Annotated in this window: 17 protein-coding genes, 1 tRNA gene and 1 riboswitch; of the genes, 5 read left to right on the forward strand and 13 right to left on the reverse strand. The window is 61.1% G+C overall.

From position 1 onward, the window contains the following. The first annotated feature begins 89 nt into the window (after window positions 1-89). The 3 genes from ACVZUB_RS16225 to ACVZUB_RS16235 all read left to right on the forward strand — a co-directional run bounded on the left by ACVZUB_RS16225 (window position 90) and on the right by ACVZUB_RS16235 (window position 2253). A tRNA-Leu gene (locus tag ACVZUB_RS16225) sits at window positions 90-163 on the forward strand. 124 nt (window positions 164-287) lie between these two features. Further along, on the forward strand, window positions 288-1031 hold the full coding sequence (locus tag ACVZUB_RS16230; RefSeq protein WP_482627519.1) for a hypothetical protein: 744 nt from the start codon (window positions 288-290) through the stop codon (window positions 1029-1031). Between the two features lie 58 nt (window positions 1032-1089). Continuing rightward, window positions 1090-2253 (forward strand): toll/interleukin-1 receptor domain-containing protein, encoded by a 1164-nt coding sequence (locus ACVZUB_RS16235; protein WP_482627520.1) that lies wholly within the window; start codon window positions 1090-1092, stop codon window positions 2251-2253. On the opposite strand, the gene ACVZUB_RS16240 is transcribed toward ACVZUB_RS16235, so the two are convergent. Both ACVZUB_RS16240 and ACVZUB_RS16245 read right to left on the reverse strand, forming a co-directional pair. Continuing rightward, entirely contained in the window at window positions 2250-2846 is a 597-nt protein-coding gene (locus ACVZUB_RS16240; RefSeq protein ID WP_482627521.1) for a hypothetical protein, read from the reverse strand. The two genes, ACVZUB_RS16235 and ACVZUB_RS16240, sit on opposite strands and share 4 nt — an antisense overlap. Further along, on the reverse strand, window positions 2846-3004 hold the full coding sequence (locus ACVZUB_RS16245; RefSeq protein ID WP_482627522.1) for a recombinase family protein: 159 nt from the start codon (window positions 3002-3004) through the stop codon (window positions 2846-2848). Before ACVZUB_RS16245 ends, ACVZUB_RS16240 begins: the two co-directional genes overlap by 1 nt. A 495-nt stretch (window positions 3005-3499) precedes the next feature. Between ACVZUB_RS16245 and ACVZUB_RS16250 the strand changes: the two genes are divergently transcribed. Further along, window positions 3500-4114 (forward strand): AMIN-like domain-containing (lipo)protein, encoded by a 615-nt coding sequence (locus ACVZUB_RS16250; protein ID WP_054781294.1) that lies wholly within the window; start codon window positions 3500-3502, stop codon window positions 4112-4114. A gap of 166 nt (window positions 4115-4280) precedes the next feature. On the opposite strand, the gene ACVZUB_RS16255 is transcribed toward ACVZUB_RS16250, so the two are convergent. Continuing rightward, window positions 4281-5216, reverse strand: coding sequence for a bifunctional 5,10-methylenetetrahydrofolate dehydrogenase/5,10-methenyltetrahydrofolate cyclohydrolase (locus tag ACVZUB_RS16255; protein ID WP_482627523.1), 936 nt, complete (start codon window positions 5214-5216; stop codon window positions 4281-4283). Window positions 5217-5239: 23 nt separating this feature from the next. Continuing rightward, a riboswitch (ZMP/ZTP riboswitch) is annotated at window positions 5240-5320 on the reverse strand. Between the two features lie 174 nt (window positions 5321-5494). Here ACVZUB_RS16255 and ACVZUB_RS16260 point away from each other — a divergent pair. Further along, entirely contained in the window at window positions 5495-5998 is a 504-nt protein-coding gene (locus ACVZUB_RS16260) for an SRPBCC domain-containing protein (RefSeq protein ID WP_042923025.1), read from the forward strand. Between the two features lie 33 nt (window positions 5999-6031). Here the strand turns inward: ACVZUB_RS16260 and ACVZUB_RS16265 are convergent, their stop codons facing one another. From ACVZUB_RS16265 to trpC, 10 genes are all read right to left on the reverse strand, one after another. Further along, window positions 6032-6913, reverse strand: a complete 882-nt coding sequence (locus tag ACVZUB_RS16265) for an acyl-CoA thioesterase (RefSeq protein WP_003944096.1) — start codon at window positions 6911-6913, stop codon at window positions 6032-6034. Continuing rightward, window positions 6914-8332, reverse strand: coding sequence for a pyruvate kinase (pyk, locus tag ACVZUB_RS16270; protein WP_003944038.1), 1419 nt, complete (start codon window positions 8330-8332; stop codon window positions 6914-6916). It lies immediately after the preceding gene. 82 nt (window positions 8333-8414) lie between these two features. Continuing rightward, entirely contained in the window at window positions 8415-9917 is a 1503-nt protein-coding gene (locus tag ACVZUB_RS16275) for a glutamate synthase subunit beta (protein WP_482627524.1), read from the reverse strand. Further along, entirely contained in the window at window positions 9910-14409 is a 4500-nt protein-coding gene (gene gltB / locus ACVZUB_RS16280; protein WP_482627525.1) for a glutamate synthase large subunit, read from the reverse strand. Before gltB ends, ACVZUB_RS16275 begins: the two co-directional genes overlap by 8 nt. A gap of 133 nt (window positions 14410-14542) precedes the next feature. After that, on the reverse strand, window positions 14543-15385 hold the full coding sequence (locus tag ACVZUB_RS16285; protein WP_341514477.1) for an NINE protein: 843 nt from the start codon (window positions 15383-15385) through the stop codon (window positions 14543-14545). A 126-nt stretch (window positions 15386-15511) separates the two neighbouring features. Further along, window positions 15512-15937, reverse strand: a complete 426-nt coding sequence (locus ACVZUB_RS16290; RefSeq protein WP_030536756.1) for a TM2 domain-containing protein — start codon at window positions 15935-15937, stop codon at window positions 15512-15514. After that, complete coding sequence (gene lgt / locus ACVZUB_RS16295) at window positions 15934-17007, reverse strand: prolipoprotein diacylglyceryl transferase (RefSeq protein WP_180279703.1); 1074 nt, start codon at window positions 17005-17007, stop codon at window positions 15934-15936. The genes ACVZUB_RS16290 and lgt overlap by 4 nt, the downstream gene beginning before the upstream one ends. Further along, complete coding sequence (gene trpA, locus ACVZUB_RS16300; protein WP_341514357.1) at window positions 17004-17807, reverse strand: tryptophan synthase subunit alpha; 804 nt, start codon at window positions 17805-17807, stop codon at window positions 17004-17006. Before trpA ends, lgt begins: the two co-directional genes overlap by 4 nt. Next, window positions 17804-19153 (reverse strand): tryptophan synthase subunit beta, encoded by a 1350-nt coding sequence (trpB, locus tag ACVZUB_RS16305; protein WP_007728699.1) that lies wholly within the window; start codon window positions 19151-19153, stop codon window positions 17804-17806. The genes trpA and trpB overlap by 4 nt, the downstream gene beginning before the upstream one ends. Before the next feature lie 74 nt (window positions 19154-19227). Then, window positions 19228-20037 (reverse strand): indole-3-glycerol phosphate synthase TrpC, encoded by an 810-nt coding sequence (gene trpC / locus ACVZUB_RS16310; protein ID WP_003944016.1) that lies wholly within the window; start codon window positions 20035-20037, stop codon window positions 19228-19230. Window positions 20038-20075: the final 38 nt, after the last annotated feature.

Consider the following 20075-nt stretch of genomic DNA (forward strand, 5'->3'; position numbering starts at 1 on the left):
TCGAACCGCCCCGACACGAGACGCGAACGATTAGAGGGTACCGGTGTTTGACATTGAAATCGCATCTTCTAATGTAGTCATCGCAACAAGCCCTCGTATCCCAATTGGCAGAGGAAACGGATTCAAAACCCGTCCAGTGTGAGTTCGAGTCTCACCGAGGGCACCGGGAACGCCCAGCTAGTAGCGTTAGTCGCTCACTGGTCTGGGGCTTTCTCATTGCCACCCCGGTTCCACCCCGTCTACCGAGCCGCCTGTACCCTGTCTGCCGCAGGTGACAAGATCCGGCCATGAATTCAACTTTGCACGTCGAACTGATCAACTCCTCGAATTGGTGGCTACCGGTGCTCGGTTCGGCTGTCGTGGCTGCAGTCGCACTCGTTGGAGTGTTGGTCAGTAACGCGACAAATCGAGCCGCCATCACATCGGCGGATCGCCGAGAGATTGACGACTGGCGAAGAACCAAGAATCTCGAAGCTATTGGCAATCTCCTTCGTGTGTCTCAGTCGATTTCGGGAGAAGTCGGCGACCTGCACGGCAAGTTGCTGTCAACCATCGCGGGGTATGCGAGTACTGGCAATTTGCGCAACCACACGGGCGAGTTCTTTTTCACGGAGGCAGATCCCATCGTGCAAAGGTTGCGTTCGTTTCGGACCGAAGTGGAGATATTAGAGTCAACAATTTCGGTCATCGCGCCTAACGATGTGTTCGTTTCGTCAACCGAACTCGCCAACAAGGCCCGCGAACTACTGTTTGCCGAACGCGAGGCGATGAGGTACTGGTACTTGTTCCGCGTGAACGAGCCATCAGACGACGCCCACGACAAGGATTCGTGGTGGCACTACGAAGGCCAGATCGTCGCTCTCACAGCAGATGTGAGAGCCGCGCACGATGCGCTAGCGAACGTCTTCAGGCTCAGCATTGCGCAAGAGTCGGCAGTAAGCTTCGACGCAAGAGTGGACCCAACCAACAGAAGGAGTACGAACTCCACCTCAAGCGAGCAAACCGAGGGAGCGCTGTCGTCGACCGACTAGGCCACCCCCAGCGCCGTTGCTCGACGGGCCTGTCGGTACCGCTCGATATGCTCACCGAATGGAACTGAGTACCGCAACAGCCTTCTGGAGCTATGCACACGCCGACAACGACGCAACCGGTGGGCACGTGCGCGACCTAGCAAAACAGGTCGAGGGCGCATACCTACTGGAGACCGGTGAGAAGCTCACGCTCTTTGTAGACCGCGACGAGGAATCGGGTTTGAAGTGGGGCGACGAATGGCAACAGAAAATTAATTCAACCATCGCGGGCACAACCTTCTTCATACCGATAATTTCAGCAAGCTACTTGAACAGCGATAATTGCAGAGCGGAGTTTCTCGACTTTTGGTCGCGAGCCAAAGAATCCAATCTTGGCGAGCTATTACTTCCAATTGTCTACGCGGATGTTGATTTGTCCGACGAAACTGAGGATGAAATCCGCCAGATTGTCAAGCAGATTCAGTTCTTAGATTGGAGAGACGTACGACTGGAAGACGAATCCTCTTCGGTTTACAAACGTGCACTCGCTAAAATTGGCCGAAGATTAAAAGCTATCGCGAAAGATGTCGAAGCTAAACCCGAGCAAATACCGGCTGCGTCAAGGCTCAAGCCAGCCGAGGCCGACGACGCCGACGCCGACGCCGATGACGAATTTGACGACGACACGGATGAGCCTGGGTTGTTCGAGGCGTTGGAACTAGCCGAGATTGCTATCACCGATTCGGGTGATGACATGAGCGCCATTACTTCGGAGTTCGCAAAGATTGGGTCGATTTTCAACACCGCACCGCGACTCGGTGACTTAAACTCCAACACAGACAGGTTGGCCCTAATCAAAGACTTGGCCAAGCGCATCGACCCACCTGCGACGGAATTCCTAAGCGCCTGCCGCCGCTTTGAGTTCAAACTAAGAGAGGTTGACAGAGGCCTTGACTCCCTCATCGAGTTTTCTCAGTCGCCCATGGTCATCAAAACTGCAGAACCAAGCATCCGCAAAGTGAATGAACAATTCGTTGAAATGCGCGACACCATACAGAACGAAGTAGTCAGCCAGCTTCCTGAATTTCGCGAAGTGTTCACTGTCATGTCTCGAATGAGTCGTGACTTCAAGAAGCCAGCCAATAAGATCAAGAAGGCGTTTACCGTCCTGGAGTCAGCAATTAATATAATCGCTGGTTGGGCCGATTCAACGAGGCTTCCTCTTGCGACTGACCAAGCCTAACTCGATCGCCTGCCGAACAACTGCACTACGTTCGATGTTTGGTCGGTTCGGCAGGCACCGGGGATGCCAGAGGAAAGCACCGGGAGTTCATAGACCGGGTAGCGACTGCCCACCTCGACTGCCACGCGGCCGACCAGATCCGCAAGGAAGTCCTCGCAGTGACGCGGTGAAATGCTCGCGGCCGCTTGCCCGCCGAACTGGTCCATCACGTAGCACCGCAAGCTGCGCCGATACTCCGCAGCGGTGGTCTCCTTCAGCGCACCGCGCGACACCTTGACGTCCATCGACTTTAGCCACCCGTCGGCGTAGTAGCCGAACGGAAGATCGCCAGCTTTGCGCTTGTCAGCCAGTGATGCCGTGCCCAAAGTCTGCCGCGCAGCATTCAATTCGTCGCGGCGCGCCTCCCCGAATTCTCGCGTGCCGAACGATTCCTGCCGTGCGCGCGTCTTCTTCTTTCCAGACGGTTTGGCCGGGTCAACGGGGATGGGCAAACCCATTGGGTCGCGGACGAACTCGGTAAAGACAACTTCATACCGCTTTACTGCCTTGCCTTTGCGTCGAGCCGTGGTGTCATGCGCCCTGATGTAAGCCACTAGATTTCCACCTTTTCATTGGAAGTGATTGCACGGCTGAGGATTCGTGCAACAGTGGGACTGGACCATTGGCCTCCGTGTTTTGTCCGGTGCCGTTCGTCTGTGAGGGTTCGGGCAATCTCACGTGTGCTCACGCCTTGTGCTGCAAGATCACGCATCCGCTTTAGTGCTTCTTGCTCGGCCGGGACCTCGACAAGTGCTCCGTGCGGTTTGGAAGCAGCCGCGGAGCGGGCGTCCAGCCATAGGGCGCGCTACCGGTCGCATGACCACCCTGGTCAGCTTTCGCCTTCCGCCCCTCCTTGAGACGCTACGCTGTCATGCGGCGCTCAAGACCAGCGAACACCGCTGCCATTTCTCGCGTGGCGGTACGCATTGGGTCGTCTGGGTCGTCGCGCCGCACCTCCTGCGCAGGGTCGGACGTGAACACGCTCGCCAACCGCAACTAGCGTAAACAGGTCGTCTAGCTGTACGAATATGGCAATCCAAAAAACATCTGCGCAAGTGCAGACGTCCGAGAGAAACCACACTATCCGTTTTCAAAACCCGTCCAGTGTGAGTTCGAGTCTCACCGAGGGCACCACCTGCCGCAGCCGCCGCACCGCAAGGTTCGGCATTCGGCTGTACCCCAGATCAACCGCAGCTAGATTCGATCCATGAACGGTCGTCGCCTGATTGCTCTGCTCGGAGCCATATCTTTTTTCGCGCTGCTCACCGGGTGTCAGACTGACGACCAATCCGACACTGCCGGCGAATCTTCCACCCAGACCGTCCTCGATGCTGCAACACAGACAGGCACCCTTCAGGTCGGCACTCCCCCGATCGATGCCCCACCAACCGAGATCTCCACGCTTGCTCCGTTCCCGAACGACACGGAGATCCCTTCACCGAATCCGCGCGTCGACGTGACCGAGATCGACGTAACCGATCACGACGGTTTCACCCGAATCACCTACCGATTCGACGGAAATGGATCAGTGTTCTGGAAAACCGAATACGTCAGTGAAGCAATCCGAGCGGGTGACAGCACAGTCGTGGACGTCGGAAGTCGATCGATACTTCAAGTCGACCTGATGGGAGTCCAATCGGATTCGTCGATCAACTCCGTATCTCACGAGGGCGAAAACATCACGCGCATAGACAGTGCAGCCAGGAACAGTGCGATCCTGCAGTCGTTTGTCGGCACGGTCGACATCCGTCCGGCATACACCGTATCGACATCCGATTCACCGTCCCAGTTGACGATCGACATCCCCACAGCACACAGCTGACTGTCGAATACCCAATTGCGCGCTCAGCTCAGCCATTCCAGCGCAGCGGTGCTCGACGCGGTAATTCGGGTATCGCGGGGCGGATGAATACTCCGTCTCGAAACCGAGGTCTCACAATCGATCCGAGGCGATTGCGGGGTCCGGTTCAACACGACTGTCATGATTCTCACTCCATGCCCGAACTCTCACTGCATGCCCGAACTTCCGCTGCTCGAACTGCTGCTGCCAGTGTTTGTTCCAGCAGGACTGCCACCGTCATGGGGCCGACGCCACCCGGCACTGGTGTGATCGCACCGGCATGTGGGAGCGCAGCGGTGTACTCCACATCTCCGACGTTGCCCTCGTTGTACCCCGCATCGATCACCACTGCCCCAGGCTTGATCCACGCCCCTTTGATCAGTTCCGGAACACCGACGGCCGCGATGACGACGTCTGCCGAGGCGACGTGGGCGGCCAGGTCGACGGTTCGCGAATGGCAGTATGTCACCGTTGCGCCTCGACGCAGGAGGAGCATTCCCATCGGCAATCCGAGTATCGGGCTTCGGCCGACCACGACAGCATGCTTTCCGGTGAGTTCGACGCCTGTGGCGCCGAGCAGGCGCAGGATGCCACTCGGCGTACACGATTCGAATCCCCCACCGGTCAACGCCATTGCCGCAAAAGATGCCGAAGTGACGCCGTCAACGTCTTTGTCGGCCGAGATGGCATCGAACGCGGCCCGTTCGTCGATGTGGTCTGGCACCGGGTGTTGCAGCAGTATGCCGTCGATCGAAGGGTCCGCCGACAACGCTCTCAGCACGCCGACCAGTTCTTCGGTGGTTGTACTCACCGGGAGTTCGACCGTCCGCGACGTCATTCCAACGGCGACAGATCGTTTGGCCTTCATCTGTACATACGCCTTCGAGGCCGGGTCCGCTCCCACGATGACGGCGGCCAGGCAAGGAACGTGCCCCGCCTCATCACGAAACTGCCTGGTGCGCACTGACAGGTCCGCGAGCGCAGCATCGGCAATTGCGCGTCCGTCGATTATTCGAGCGGCCACGTTCTGGCTGGGCAGATTTTCGGTAGACAGATTTTCGGTAGGCCGATTCTCGGTAGACATGGATCCCCCTTCACACAAGATGTGTGAAGCACCCAGGCGGTCGATGCCTCGCGATGTGCACTCCCCGGTGGTAATCCCCACCCGCGCCAGTCGTGCGTGGTCAGCGTACCGCGCGGTTCTTTCAGCGCCACGAAACGCATCGAGAACGCAACTCACAAAACGAGACAAATCGACATAACCTATCAATAGGTAACGATCTGACCTGCAGTTATTCCATCCTGTGCAATTAGATGGCACGATGGGGGCAACCGCACGGGCACCAAGCATTGGAGGCACCGATGGACAACGGCAAGATAAACCTGACCTATGACGGTCGGGTGTCACTGAGCTTCCAACTGGCGATTCCGCACGCACCGGACAAGGTCTGGAAAGTGATAACGGAACGCGAGTACCTCGACGCCTGGTTTCCGGCGGACGTCGATTTCGATCTCACTCCCGGCGCGGATCTACTGTTCAAGGTGACACCGGAACAAGTCGAGCGTTTCGGACTGCCCGCAGATCACGTGACGCGCGGGACGGTCATCAGCGTCCACCCGCACCGAATTCTCGAATTCCTCTGGGACGCAGACACTCTTCATTGGGAACTGGCACCGGACGGCACCGGCGGCTGTTGGCTGACTCTCACCCACACGATGGAGGACGAGGAATCCGCGTACGCGCACGCCGCCGGCTGGCACGCGGGCTTGGAAGTTGTTGCGGCCCAACTCGATGGACGCGAAGTCGACTGGTCTCCGTGGGACCGCGCCGACGAACTCTCACCGCAATATCGCAAGTCTGCTTGATTCTGGGCCCGAGTTCGGTCTCGGGCCCGCATCTCATTCCCCTTTACGCGGGAAATGCCTGATCATTCCTTCTTGGACCACCGTCGCCAACAACAGACCTTCCACCGAGAAGTACCGTCCCGTTGCCAGACCGCGCGAACCTGCGGCGACCGGCGATTCGGTGGCGTACAGAACCCAGTCGGTGAACCGGAACGGGCGATGGAACCAGATCGAATGATTGACCGTCGCCGCGACGATACGATCATGACCCCAGGACAAACCATGAGTGGTCAGAATCGAATCGAGCACGGTGGTGTCGGACGAATATGCCAGCGTCGCAGCGTGAATGAGCGAATCGTCCGGCAGATCACCGTCGGGGCGCATCCACACCCGATTGTGGTTGAGTTTCTCGCCGGTGCCCTTGAGGATCCACGCCGGATCGTTGGCGTACCGCATGTCGATCGGCTTGAGCGCCGCACTGAAATGCGGCAGTTTTTCCTCGTACCCCACCAGATGATCGCCGATGGGAGGCAACGACTCCGGAAGTGGAACATCCGGGATCTCGACAGCATGGTCGAGCCCCTTGCCGGAGTCCTGGAACGCCGCGAGCATCACGAACAATTCGTTCTCACCCTGATAGGCAGTCACCTGACGGTTGGCGAACGCCCGCCCGTCGCGATGACGATCCACCCGATACTCGATGGGCGCCTTGACATCTCCGCCGCGAATGAAATGGGCATTCACCGCATGGATGGGGCGATCACCGTCGACGGTCCGCCCGGCGGCCATCAGTGCCTGAGACACCAACTGACCGCCGAACGTCCGCGAACCTACCTGTTTCGGGTGGTATCCACGGAACGCGTCTTCACCGATCTGCTCCAGATCCAACAGACCGAGGAGAGTACCGAGGTCGGTGGACGCGTTCGCGTGGGTCACTCAGTGGTCCTCTTCGCCGATACGGTGGACGTGAATGAGGTTGGTGGAACCGACAGTTCCCGGAGGGGATCCGGCAACGATGACCACGAGGTCGCCCTTGACGTACCGCCCGAGGGAGAGCAACGCACTGTCCACCTGACGCACCATCTCGTCGGTGGTGGCCACCGCATCGACCAGGAACGTCTCGGTTCCCCACGTCAGCGTCAGCTGACTGCGCACCGCGGGCAGCGGTGTGAAGGCGAGCAACGGCAGCGGCGTGTGCAGACGAGCCAGTCGACGCACCGTGTCACCGGACTGAGTGAACGCAACCAAGGCCTTGGCGTCGAGACGTTCGCCGATGTCGCGTGCTGCGTACGAGATGACACCGCGCTTGGTGCGCGGGACGTGGGTCAACGGTGGGACACGGGTCGATTCGTTCTCGACGGCCTCGACGATGCGGGCCATGGTGCGAACGGTTTCCATGACGTACTTGCCCACCGAAGTCTCGCCCGAGAGCATGACTGCGTCGGCGCCGTCGAGAACGGCGTTGGCGACATCGGATGCCTCTGCGCGAGTGGGACGTGAGTTCTCGATCATCGACTCGAGCATCTGCGTCGCGACTATGACCGGCTTCGCGTTCTCACGAGCAATCTGGATTGCGCGCTTCTGAACGAGCGGGACCTGCTCGAGCGGCAACTCGACACCGAGGTCACCGCGGGCGACCATGACGGCGTCGAACGCGAGCACGATGGCTTCGAGATTGTCGATGGCCTCGGGCTTCTCGAGCTTCGCGATGACGGGAACGCGGCGCCCGACTCGATCCATGATGGCGTGAACCAATTCGACGTCCGCCGGTGAGCGAACGAAGGAGAGTGCAATGAAGTCGACACCCAGCTTGAGAGCGAACTCGAGGTCGGCGATGTCCTTGCCCGACAGGGCTGGAACGGAGACGTTCATACCGGGCAGTGAGAGGCCCTTGTTGTTGCTGACCGGACCGCCTTCGGTGACCCGACAGACGACGTCGTTGCCGTCGATGGACGTGACGACCAGGCCGACCTTTCCGTCGTCGACCAGCAGTCGATCGCCGGCCTTGGCGTCGCGCGCCAATTCCTTGTACGTGGTCCCGACGCGATCGTGCGTTCCCTCGACGTCGTCGACGGTGATACGAACCTCTTCACCGTTGGCCCAGGTGGTCCGCTCGTCCTTGAATCGGCCGAGGCGAATCTTGGGCCCCTGAAGGTCGGCGAGAACACCGACGGCCTTTCCGGTGGCGTCCGACGCGGCGCGGACGCGAATGTAGTTTTCTTCGTGATCGGCATGCTCGCCGTGGCTGAAGTTGAGGCGCGCCACGTCCATGCCGCTCTCCACGAGCTCACGGATGCGGTCGCCAGAAGCTGTCGCAGGTCCAAGTGTGCATACAATTTTTGTCCGTCGGTTCACGGCTCGAGCCTAGTCGCTACCCCACCGCACTTCTATCCGGCATTTGCGACCTGCACTTTCTGTACTTACTCGATTCAGTTGGTCAGCTCACGAACAGCGGAAATGCCTTTGGATGAACCGGAGCCGGAAGCGCCGACTCGCCTGTGAGAAACATGTCGACGGCACGTGCGGCCGACCGTCCCTCGGCAATCGCCCACACGACCAGCGACGCCCCGCGATGCGCGTCGCCGCAGACGAATACGCCGGGTGTCCGGGTCTGCCACCCGACATCACACTCGATTCTGCCGAGTGGATCGGTGCCGACATCAAGGTCGGTGAGCAGCGGGGCGGTTTCGACGCCGTCGAAACCCAGAGCGAGTAGGACCATCTCGCACACCAGATCCGTCGTGTCGCCGGTCTCCACCAGGGTCCGTTGTCCGTCCTTCGCTCGTGACACGGCTACCGGAACCATCCGGATTGCGCGGACCGCACCCCCACCGTCGTCGAGAAATTCCTGCGCCGCCCATCGGAATCGTTTGTCACTGCCCTCCTCGTCCGCCGGCGAGGTGCGTAGGAGCCGCGGCCACAGCGGCCATGGGTCGCGATCTCGATCGCGGTGTGCCGGAGGTGGGACGTGGTAATCCAATTCCGTCACCGAGAGGGCGCCTTGGCGATGCACCGTGCCGAGGCAGTCGGCGGCCGTGTCGCCGCCACCGATGATCACGACGTTCTTACCTCGCGCCGAGATGCTCGACGCACCATCACCCTCGCATTCGTGGTTGGCCGCACGCAGGTACGTCATCGCACGATGGATTCCGCGAAGACTACGACCCGGTACGTCGGTGTCTCTGGCACGATCAGCCCCGACCGCCAGGACTACCGCCTCGAATTCCGTCGAGAGGTCGTGCGCGCTCACGTTCACTCCGACGGCGCAGTCGGTGACGAATCTGATCCCCTCGGCGGTCAGTTGGTCCAGCCGCCGGTCGATGAGGGCCTTGGGCAACTTGAATTCCGGAATTCCGTAGCGAAGGAGTCCCCCGATCCGATCGCTCCGCTCGAACACCGTGACACTGTGTCCGGCTCGTGTCAGTTGTTGAGCCGCGGCCAGTCCCGCCGGTCCCGAACCGACAACCGCAACACGGTTTCCGCTGTGAACTACCGGCGGCCGTGGTCCCAGTGAACCCGACTCCCAGGCGTTGTCGACGATCGCCTGTTCGATGCGCTTGATGGTGACACCCCCCGACGTGTGCTCGTCGTCGAGTGCGAGAACGCACGCCGTTTCGCACGGTGCGGGGCACAGATGTCCGGTGAACTCGGGGAAATTGTTGGTGGAATGCAGATTCTCCGAGGCTTCGGACCACCGTCCACGCCGAACCAGGTCGTTCCATTCCGGAATGAGATTGCCGAGCGGACACCCTATGTCGGCCGAATGGCAGTACGGCACAGCGCAGTCCATGCAACGCGAGGCCTGTGCAGATACGTCTCGATTTCGCACGACGGGATCCAGCGACTCGTATACCGACGCCCAGTCGCCGACGCGCACGTCGGTCGGTCTGGTCGGTGCGCCGGATCGTTTCACGTTGAGGAACCCGCGTGGGTCAGGCATGAGCCGGCTCCACCAGTTGGTTCTGTTCCACGACCTTCTGATAATCGACAGGCAAGACTTTGGTGAATCTCGGACTCTGTCCACCCCAGTCGTCGAGTAGTTTTGCCGCCACCGGCGAACCGGTAGCGGCCAAATGCGTGCCGAGAATGTCGACCAGCTGACGACAGTCTTCCGCCGAGGGCTGCTCCAGAACGACCATGTCGCGGTTGACCTTTTCTGCCTTCACGTCGAGTACGAAGGCAAGTCCGCCGGACATTCCCGCAGCAAGGTTCCTACCGGTTGGGCCGATGATGACGACGCGACCCCCGGTCATGTACTCGCACGCATGGTCGCCGACGCCTTCCACCACAGCGACCGCACCCGAGTTGCGCACCGCGAATCGTTCCCCGACACGCCCCCTGGCATAGAGCGCACCGCTCGTAGCGCCGTACAGCAGCGTATTGCCGGCAATCACCTGCTCCTCGGCCACGAAGGGTGCGTCCTCACTCGGCCGAAGCGCGATTCGTCCACCCGAGAGCCCCTTTCCCACGTAATCGTTTGCATCGCCGACGACGACCAGCGAGATGCCCGGTGGCAGGAACGCACCGAGTGACTGGCCTGCCGTTCCACGGAGCACGACGTCGATGGTGCCTTGAGGTAGCCCGACGGCGCCGTAGCGTCTGGTCACCTCAGCGCCCAGCCTCGTTCCCACCGCTCGATCCGTATTGTGTACTGGCAGTTCGATATGCACCGGTCGAGCGTCCTCGAGGGAGTTCGCAGCCAACTTGATCAGGGTGCGTTCGAGTTCGCTCGAAGTAGGTACATACGGTTGGAAGGCCGCGCCGGCCGGCGCGGCCGGAACGTCGAAGAGTGGTGAGAGGTCCAACGTGCGACTCTTCCAATGTGCCACCGCCGGAGACATTTCCAATACGTCTGCGTGCCCCAGAGCATCGTCGATACTTCGAAACCCCAGTTCTGCCAACAGCCGTCGTACGTCGTCGGCGATGAAGCGAAAGAAGTTCTCGACGTACTCGGGCCGGCCGGTGAATCGCTCGCGCAGTTCGGGATTCTGCGTCGCTACTCCGACAGGGCAGGTGTCGAGGTGACATACCCGCATCATGACGCACCCGGCCGCGATGAGTGGCGCCGTGGAAAACCCGTACTCCTGCGCCCCCAGCAACGCGGCGACGACGACGTCCCGCGCCGTGCGCAAACCCCCGTCACACTGGACGACGATCCGATCGCGTAACCCGTTGAGCACCAGGGTCTGCTGAGTTTCGGCCAGCCCGATCTCCCACGGCGTACCCGCGTGGTGGATGGACGAGAGTGCCGCAGCACCCGTCCCACCGTCGTGACCGGAGATCAGCACCACGTCGGCGTGCGCTTTGGCCACACCTGCCGCAACAGTCCCGACTCCGACTGCGCTGACCAATTTCACGTGTATCCGCGCACGATCGTTTGCGCATCTGAGGTCATAGATCAATTGGGCGAGATCCTCGATCGAATAGATGTCGTGGTGCGGGGGCGGAGAAATGAGCCCGACCCCAGGCGTCGAGTACCGGGTTTCCGCGATCCACGGGTACACCTTGGACCCCGGAAGCTGCCCTCCTTCACCGGGCTTGGCACCTTGGGCCATCTTGATCTGAATGTCGGTGGCATTGACCAGGTAATCGCTGGTCACCCCGAAGCGCCCACTCGCGACCTGCTTGACTGCGCTTCGACGCTTGTCGTCACGCAACCGCTCCGGCGACTCTCCGCCCTCACCGGTGTTGGAACGCCCGCCGAGAGCATTCATCGCAACCGCCATCGTCTCGTGCGCCTCCGCAGAGAGGGAGCCGTAGCTCATCGCACCGGTGTTGAATCGAGCGAGAATCATCTCGACGGGTTCGACCTGATCGAGCGGAATCGGCGGACGAACCTCACACCGAAATCGAAACAATCCCCGCGGTGTTCCGCCCTGCGCGCTCAGTCGATCGACTTCATCGCTGTAGCGGCGAAAGATTTCACTTCGCCCCGTCCGGGTCGCGTGCTGAAGGAAGAACACGGATTCGGGTGTGAACACATGCAATTCACCATCGCGGCGATACCGGTACTGTCCGCTGTCGGTCAACTGACGATTGTCGAACTGACGATGCTGCACTGCGGACGACGAGAACGCAGCCGTGTGGCGCATCAGAACTTCGCGCGCGACTTCGGTGATACCGATCCCGCCGATCCGGCTCCGTGTGTTGCAGAAGTATTCGTCGACCAACTCTCGACCCAAGCCCACGGCCTCGAATACCTGTGCGCCCGTGTAGGAGTGAACCGTAGCGATTCCCATCTTCGACATCACTTTGAGCACGCCGAAATTTGTTGCTCTCAGGTAGTTGTCCGACGCAGTCTTCGGATCTATCCCGGGAAGTTCGTCCTGCTCGCTGAGGGCTTGGACAGATTCGAGAGCAAGATACGGGTGGACAGCCGCCGCACCGTAGCCGATCAGCAGCGCGATGTGATGAACTTCGCGCGCGTCACCCGAGTCGACGACAAGGGAAACCTTGGTCCGCAGGCCATGACGAACCAGATCGTGGTGCACGGCTGATACTGCGAGCAATGACGGAATGGGAGCCTGCTCAGGGCCTGATCCACGGTCGGAGATCACCAGAATCTCGATTCCGGCTGCGGCGGCTGTTCGGGCGGACTCACGAAGCCTCTCGACGCCTTCGGTGAGACTGCCCCTCGGATCGAAACCTGCGCGAAGGACAGCGCTTCTCGGAGTTCTTGCGCCGTATAGTTCGGCGACCTTCGCCATCTTTCCCGGTCCGATCACCGGTTTGTCGAGAACAATCCTTCGGCACGACAGCGCCGACGCTTCGAACAAGTTCTGCTCAGCGCCGAGGGTGACACCAAGCGTAGTGACGACTTCCTCGCGAATCGCGTCCAAAGGCGGGTTGGTCACCTGAGCAAAGAGCTGAATAAAGTAGTCGTACAACAGCTTCGGCCGATCCGAAAGAACGGCGAGAGGCGTGTCGACACCCATCGACCCCAACGGCTCCGATCCTGAGCTTGCCATCGGGACAAGAATGTCCCGCAGGTCCTCGGCGTGGTATCCGAAGAGCAACTGCCGTTGCAACAGCGGAGCCGGATCGCCTCGGGCAGGCGCAGTCTCGGGGATTTCCTCGAGGTCGACCAATCCCCCGTCGACCCAGTCCCGGTAGGGGGCTGTGCTCGCGAGTTCGGACTTGATCTCCGCATCGGAAACGATCCGATGGCGAGCGGTGTCCACGAGAAACACGCGTCCCGGTTCGAGGCGCCCCTTCTCCAACACCTCGGACGTGGGAGCGTCGAACACACCGCTCTCACTGGCCAACACGATACGGTCGTTCTTCATCCGCCACCATCGCCCTGGGCGAAGACCGTTGCGATCCAACACGGCCCCGACAACAATGCCGTCGCTGAACGTCACGGACGCCGGACCGTCCCACGGTTCCATCAGACAACCGTGAAATTGGTAGAAGGCCTTTATCTCGTCGGGCATCGAAGAATCGTTCTCCCAGGCTCCGGGAATCATCATCGCGATGGCGTGTTGCACACTGCGGCCCCCGAGCGTCAAAAACTCCAGTACTTCGTCGAACGACGAAGAGTCGGATCCTCCCGGGGTGCAGATCGGAAACAGGCGATCGATGTCCCCACCTAAAAGTGTGCTCCGCAGCATCGGCTCGCGAGCGCGCATCCAATTCCTGTTTCCCACAATCGTATTGATCTCGCCGTTGTGGGCGATGCAGCGATACGGCTGAGCGAGTGGCCACGACGGAAATGTGTTCGTGGAGTATCGACTGTGCACGACTGCCAACGCAGTTCGCATTCGGTCGTCGCGTAGGTCGGTGAAGTAACCGGATAACTGCGTCGGCGTCAGCATGCCCTTGTACACGATGGTTCGGGCGGACAATGAGGGGAAATACACTGCAGTGTTGGCACAGTGAATCCGCTCGACCTGTCTCCTGAGCGCAAACACTCGTCTGTCCAAGGCAATTCCGCCCACACTACGATCTCGCGACTCGGCGCACGTCACAAAACACTGACTGACGTACGGAGCGCACTGCGCGGCAACGGTTCCGACGCAGTCTCGGTCGACCGGCACCTCTCGCCACCCGATAATCCGCAGTCCTTCTGCCGCTGCGTACCGGTGTATCCGAACTACCGCGCGCCAACGTGCTTCCTGATCCACCGGGAGAAAGCAGTTTCCGGCCGCGTAGGTGTTCTCACCCATCGCGTTGGGTGGTGGAAGCTCGAACCCGGTCACCGCGTCGAAGAACTCCGTCGGCAGCTGAATCAGAATGCCCGCGCCGTCTCCGCTGTTGGATTCGCGCCCAACTGCGCCGCGATGGGAGAGATTGCCCAGGACCGCGAGCGCATCGTCGACAATGGAATGCAGGTGGCGTCCAGAGGTGTCTGCTACCACGGCTACACCACACGAATCGGTTTCCTGATCGGGGTCGTACAGGCCCCGAGGTTCAGGTATTCGAGAAAACAGCACTCGGCGACCTCCACGCGGACATGCAGCCGACGTGCGCTAGTTTATCAGCCCATAACCGCAGGTCGCGAGAGCAAAACGGTGACCCCCTGATACGGAGGCATCAGGGGGTCACACTTGCCGAGGGTCGTTTCGATCAGCTACGCAAAGGGCGGTTGTACTGATCGCGCACACTGCCGGTCAACATCATGATTCCGTCGATGAGCGGCCAGATGCCACCGATTCCACACGTCAACCAAGTGACCGCGATCTGTGCGACAGCCATGCCGGGCTGGTTGAGATAAAAACGTCCTGCACCGAATCCGCCGAGCAGAATGCCCAGCAATCCGGCAGTCGTCTTCGACTTGTCCGAGTACGGTTCACCGGTCATCGGGTCACGTCCGTATGGTGCGGACGGGTCGACCAGGCCGTAGCCAGGCTGAGGATAACCCTGAGCTTGTGGGTACCCCTGAGGCTGACCGTAACCCGGCTGTGAGTATCCCGGCTGTGCGTATCCCGGCTGGGGGTAGCCCTGCGGCGGAGCCGCGTAGGGATTCGGAGTCTGATCTGCCGGTGCACCGTAGACGGGACCGTCCGTCGGGGTTTGGGTCGGGCTCGAGTAGTCCGGCGCCGGATAGTCGGTCGCCGGATAGTTCTGGGCGGCGTAGCTTTCCTGCGACGTGTACGGCGCTGTGGGCTGATTCGGGGTGGAATCAGAATCGGCAGCGGGAAACGCTGTGGTCGATTCGGTTCCGGTCGGCGGCGGGTAGATGGGGTGGTTTCCCCACCCCGGACCGTTTCCGACTCCCGAATACGTGTCCCAGCCTGGACCGGTGCCGGTGGTCTCCGTCGACGGCGTCTTTTCGGTGGGTGCCGAGGTTTCCGTCAACGACGCATCCGCCGTCGCGTCGTAGTCGAACGGCGACCCGAACTGCGGTGGAACCGGCGGCTGTGATCCAGACGAGTCCCCCGACTCGGAAGGTTCCGGATTCTTGTTCAAGTTAGGCAACGTACTTTCCTTCGATTCGACGACGGTACGTAATAGCTTTTGTTATCGGACTTCGAGAAGGTTCGACCTTCTCGAGGCCAGTCCCCCACACATGTTTCCTCGGTTCGCGCTCGCGACTCATCCTCGCAATGGCCGGCGAGCACCGTCCCGCGCATTGCCCGAAAGTATCACGATGCCGTCGACGAACGCCCAGATCCAGATTCCGATCGCAAATGGAATTCCGATGAGGAACGCCGACATGAACAGCGCGAAGAACATGCCGAGCAGTTGGCACAATCCGATGCCGACACTTCCGATATAGAGGCGCCCGACTCCACAGATTCCGAAGAAGCCCAGCAAGATCTGCAACAGTCCAGCGGTGGCCTTCGACTTGTCGGAATACGGTTCCCCGGTTACCGGGTGCCGACCGTACGGGGCGTAGGGATCTCCGAACCCGTACATCGATGGAGGCGGCAATGGCTGCTGATATCCGTACGGATTGGGCGCGCCGTAGACCGGTCCCTGATCCTCGGGGAATCCCCCCTGCGAATAGGGACCTGTCACGGCTTGTCTTTCTTCGACAGCTTCACCGCGTCCGACGACTCATCCGACGCTGCCGTGGAGGCGCTTGCCTCACTGGAAGCGGATTCAGCAGCATCGGATTCAGAATCTTCAGCGTCGGCGACTTTCGCGTCGGCCTTCGCCGAATCAGTTTCGGTAACTGGCGCCGCGACTCCTGCTTCGCCGGCAGCTACCGCAGCGACGTAGTCCTTCGACTTCAAATCAGCCGGATCCTCACGACCCTTCTTCGCCAGGAAGAAGTAAGCCAGTGCGGCGAAGAACACGATCCCCGAAGTGAATGTGTTGACGCGAATGCCGGCGATCTCGTAGGCGAAATCGTCGCGCATCAGTTCGACGACGAACCGGCCCAGGCAATAGCCCGCGACGTACAGAGCAAACAGGCGTCCGTGGCCGATCTTGAATCGGCGGTCGACGAGGACCAGCAGGATCACGATCAGGACGTTCCACACAGCTTCGTAGAGGAACGTCGGGTGAACGACCCGAATGACTTCTCCGTTGGAGACACCTGCCAGTTGATCGAGCTGGCCGGAAGAGTTCACACGCTCGAAGATCTCGAGGCCCCATGGGACGGTGGTCTCGCGACCGTACAACTCCTGGTTGAAGTAGTTGCCGATACGACCGATGGCCTGCGCGAGCAAGATTCCGGGCGCAATCGCATCACCGAGCGCGGACACCGGAATGCCGCGTCGACGGCAGCCGATCCACGCACCGATGCCGCCGAGGAACACTGCTCCCCAGATTCCGAGGCCTCCCTGCCACACCTTGAGTGCGTCGAGTGGCTGACCGTTCTCGCCGAAATAGGCGGGCCAGTCGGTCAAAACGTGGTAGAGCCTGCCACCGATCAGACCGAAGGGAACGGCCCAGATCGCGATGTCGAGAACGGTCCCCTTCTCGCCGCCGCGGGCGACCCAACGACGATCTCCCCACACGATCGCGACGATGATGCCGAGGATGATGAAGAGCGCGTAGGCGCGAAGCGCCACCGGTCCGACGTACCAGACGCCTTGGGGCGGGCTGGGGATATAGGCCAGCAGGTCCACAGTTGAGGTCACGACGCCACGGTAGCCGAGCGGACGCCCTCGGCGAGTTCTTCGGTGAGCGAGCGAACCGCTCCCAGGCCGTTCTCGACCGCGGAGACCAGAGCCGAGCCGACGATGACGGCATCGGCGTATGCCGCGATTTCGGCAGCCTGTGCGCCGGAGCGAACTCCCAATCCGACGCCGACGGGAATATCGGAATGCGCGCGGATTCGTGCGGTCAGTTCCGGAGCCATCGAAGACACTGAGTCGCGAGCGCCGGTGACACCCATCGTCGAGGCCGCGTAGATGAATCCACTACTCGCATCGAGTGTCATCGCGAGTCGTTCTTCCGTCGAGGACGGAGCGACAAGGAAGATCCGGTCGAGGTGGTGCTCCTCGGATGCTTCCATCCAGGCGCCGGCTTCTTCCGGAATGAGGTTGGGGGTGATCAGTCCGAGCCCGCCGGCGGAAGCGAGGTCTCGTGCGAACTTGTCGACGCCGTACTGCAGTACCGGGTTCCAGTACGTCATCACGACGGCCTTGCCGCCGACCGAACTGATCTGCTCGATCACGGTGAAGATGTCGCGAAGGCGAACGCCGTTGGTGAGTGCAGTTTCGGCTGCACGCTGGATGGTCGGACCGTCCATGACCGGATCGGAATACGCGACACCGACTTCGATGATGTCGCAGCCACCGTCGACCATCGCCTTGAACACGTCGATCGATTCGGGAACGGTCGGATAACCGGCAGGCAGGTAACCGACGAGGGCGGCACGCTTGTCAGCCTTGCAGGCGGCAAAGGTGGGTGCGAGGCGTGATGGTCGTTCGCTCACTTGTCCGAGCCTTCCGTGTTGTCGTTCTCGTCTGCTGCATCATCCGGAGCGGCTGCCTGACCTGAGGCGCCGTCGAAAAGACCGAACCAGCTTGCGGCGGTGTCCATGTCCTTGTCACCGCGACCGGAGAGATTGACGACGATGATCGCGCCCTCACCGAGTTCTTTGCCCAGTCGGAGTGCGCCGGCGACGGCGTGGGCCGATTCGATGGCCGGGATGATGCCCTCGCGGCGCGAGAGCAGCAGCAGCGCATCCATGGCTTCACTGTCGGTGACGGGTTCGTAGGTCGCACGCCCGATATCGCTCAGGTAAGCGTGCTCGGGTCCGACGCCCGGGTAGTCCAGACCAGCAGAGATCGAGTGCGATTCGATGGTCTGACCGTCTTCGTCCTGGAGGAGGTAGGAGTAGGCACCCTGGAATGCACCAGGGGTACCGCCGGCGAACGTTGCTGCATGCCTTCCGGTTTCGACACCGTCGCCGGCCGCTTCGTAGCCAACCAGCCGTACCGACAGATCGTCGATGAACGGGTGGAAGATTCCGATTGCGTTGGAGCCGCCTCCGACGCAGGCTGTGACTGCATCGGGCAGGCGGCCGGTCAGTGCCTGAACCTGGACGCGTGTTTCGAGGCCGACCACTCGCTGGAAGTCCCGAACGATGGTGGGGAACGGGTGCGGGCCTGCCGCGGTACCGAAGCAGTAATAGGTGTTGTCCGCGTGGGAAACCCAGTCGCGCAAGGCTTCGTTGATCGCGTCCTTGAGCGTGCGCGAACCGGTCTCGACCGAAACGACCTCCGCGCCGAGCAGGCGCATGCGTGCGACGTTCAGTGCTTGACGTTCGGTGTCGACAGCACCCATGTAGATGACGCACTCGAGACCGAGCAGTGCACAGGCGGTGGCCGATGCCACACCGTGCTGGCCCGCTCCGGTCTCGGCGATGATGCGGGTCTTGCCCATACGCTTTGCCAGCAGAACCTGACCGAGAACGTTGTTGATCTTGTGAGAACCGGTGTGGTTCAGATCTTCACGCTTGAGAAGGATGCGCGCACCGCCGGCGAACTCGCTCATTCGCGTTGCCTCGAAAATCGGCGACGGGCGCCCGGTGTAATCGCGCTGCAAGCGGTCGAGTTCGTTCAAGAACGTGTCGTCCGCTCGAGCCTTTTCGTACTCCGCAGTGACTTCGTCGATAACCGCCATGAGGGCTTCCGGCACATGCCGTCCGCCGTAGACGCCGAAATGGCCTCCGGCGTCGGGATCGTGGGAGCGCTCGGTGAGTCCCGCGCTGGCCGGCGGCAGATTGCCGCCCTTGAATATTGCACCGGAGCCTGGTTCCTGAGTACGTGAAGTCACCCCACCAGTCTGCCCCAACGGTGTCGCTGGTCACCGCCCGGGTGCATCAAAGCACGCCGGGCGGGTGAAGCGATTTATCGAGACGGTTTGGGGCAGGACGGGTGCGCACCTGCATTGACCAGATCTGCGACGGCCTTGCGAGGGTCGCCGCTGGTCACGAGGCCTTCACCGACGAGCACTGCGTCGGCGCCCGCCCCGGCGTACGCCAACAGATCGGCAGTTCCGCGAACACCGGACTCGGCAATCTTGATCGTCTCGGTCGGAAGACCGGGAGCGATGCGACCGAAGGTGTTCTTGTCCACCTCGAGAGTCTTGAGATTGCGGGCGTTCACACCGATCACCTTGGCGCCGGCTTCGAGCGCGCGGTTGGCTTCTTCCTCGGTGTGCACCTCGACGAGGGCAGTCATTCCCAGAGATTCGGTGCGATCGATCAACGAGGCGAGCGCCTGCTGCTCGAGTGCCGCGACGATCAGCAAGATGACGTCGGCGCCGTGAGCGCGAGCCTCGTGAATCTGGTACGGCCCCACGATGAAGTCCTTGCGGAGCACCGGAATGGTGACCGCTTTACGGACTGCGTCCAGGTCGGCCAACGAGCCGTGAAAACGGCGCTCTTCGGTGAGAACACTGATGATGCGTGCGCCACCGGCTTGGTACGCCGCGGCAAGCTCAGCGGGATCGGCAATGTCGGCCAACGCACCCTTTGACGGGCTCGCTCGCTTGACCTCGGCGATGACGCCGATGCTCGATTCCAGAAGTGCTGCTGCAGCATCGAGTGCAGGCGGTGCAGCGGCCGCAGCAGCCTTGACTGCAGCGAAGTCGAGTACGGCTTCGCGGGCGGCGACGTCAGCGCGCACCCCGTCGAGAATCGAGTCGAGTACGGTCATCGTGGCCCGAATCCTTTCTGGGCAAGAGCCCGATGTGA

It is taken from the genome of Rhodococcus sp. OS5, from assembly GCF_056837585.1.

Excerpts from the sequence above, each read along its gene's own strand:
- trpC (WP_003944016.1), bottom strand. The coding sequence starts at position 20,037 with ATGACCGTACTCGACTCGATTCTCGACGGGGTGCGCGCTGACGTCGCC.
- ACVZUB_RS16255 (WP_482627523.1), bottom strand. The coding sequence starts at position 5,216 with ATGTCTACCGAGAATCGGCCTACCGAAAATCTGTCTACCGAAAATCTG.
- ACVZUB_RS16235 (WP_482627520.1), top strand. The coding sequence starts at position 1,090 with ATGGAACTGAGTACCGCAACAGCCTTCTGGAGCTATGCACACGCCGAC.
- ACVZUB_RS16260 (WP_042923025.1), top strand. The coding sequence starts at position 5,495 with ATGGACAACGGCAAGATAAACCTGACCTATGACGGTCGGGTGTCACTG.
- ACVZUB_RS16230 (WP_482627519.1), top strand. The coding sequence starts at position 288 with ATGAATTCAACTTTGCACGTCGAACTGATCAACTCCTCGAATTGGTGG.
- ACVZUB_RS16245 (WP_482627522.1), bottom strand. The coding sequence starts at position 3,004 with ATGCGTGATCTTGCAGCACAAGGCGTGAGCACACGTGAGATTGCCCGA.
- ACVZUB_RS16250 (WP_054781294.1), top strand. The coding sequence starts at position 3,500 with ATGAACGGTCGTCGCCTGATTGCTCTGCTCGGAGCCATATCTTTTTTC.
- ACVZUB_RS16275 (WP_482627524.1), bottom strand. The coding sequence starts at position 9,917 with ATGCCTGACCCACGCGGGTTCCTCAACGTGAAACGATCCGGCGCACCG.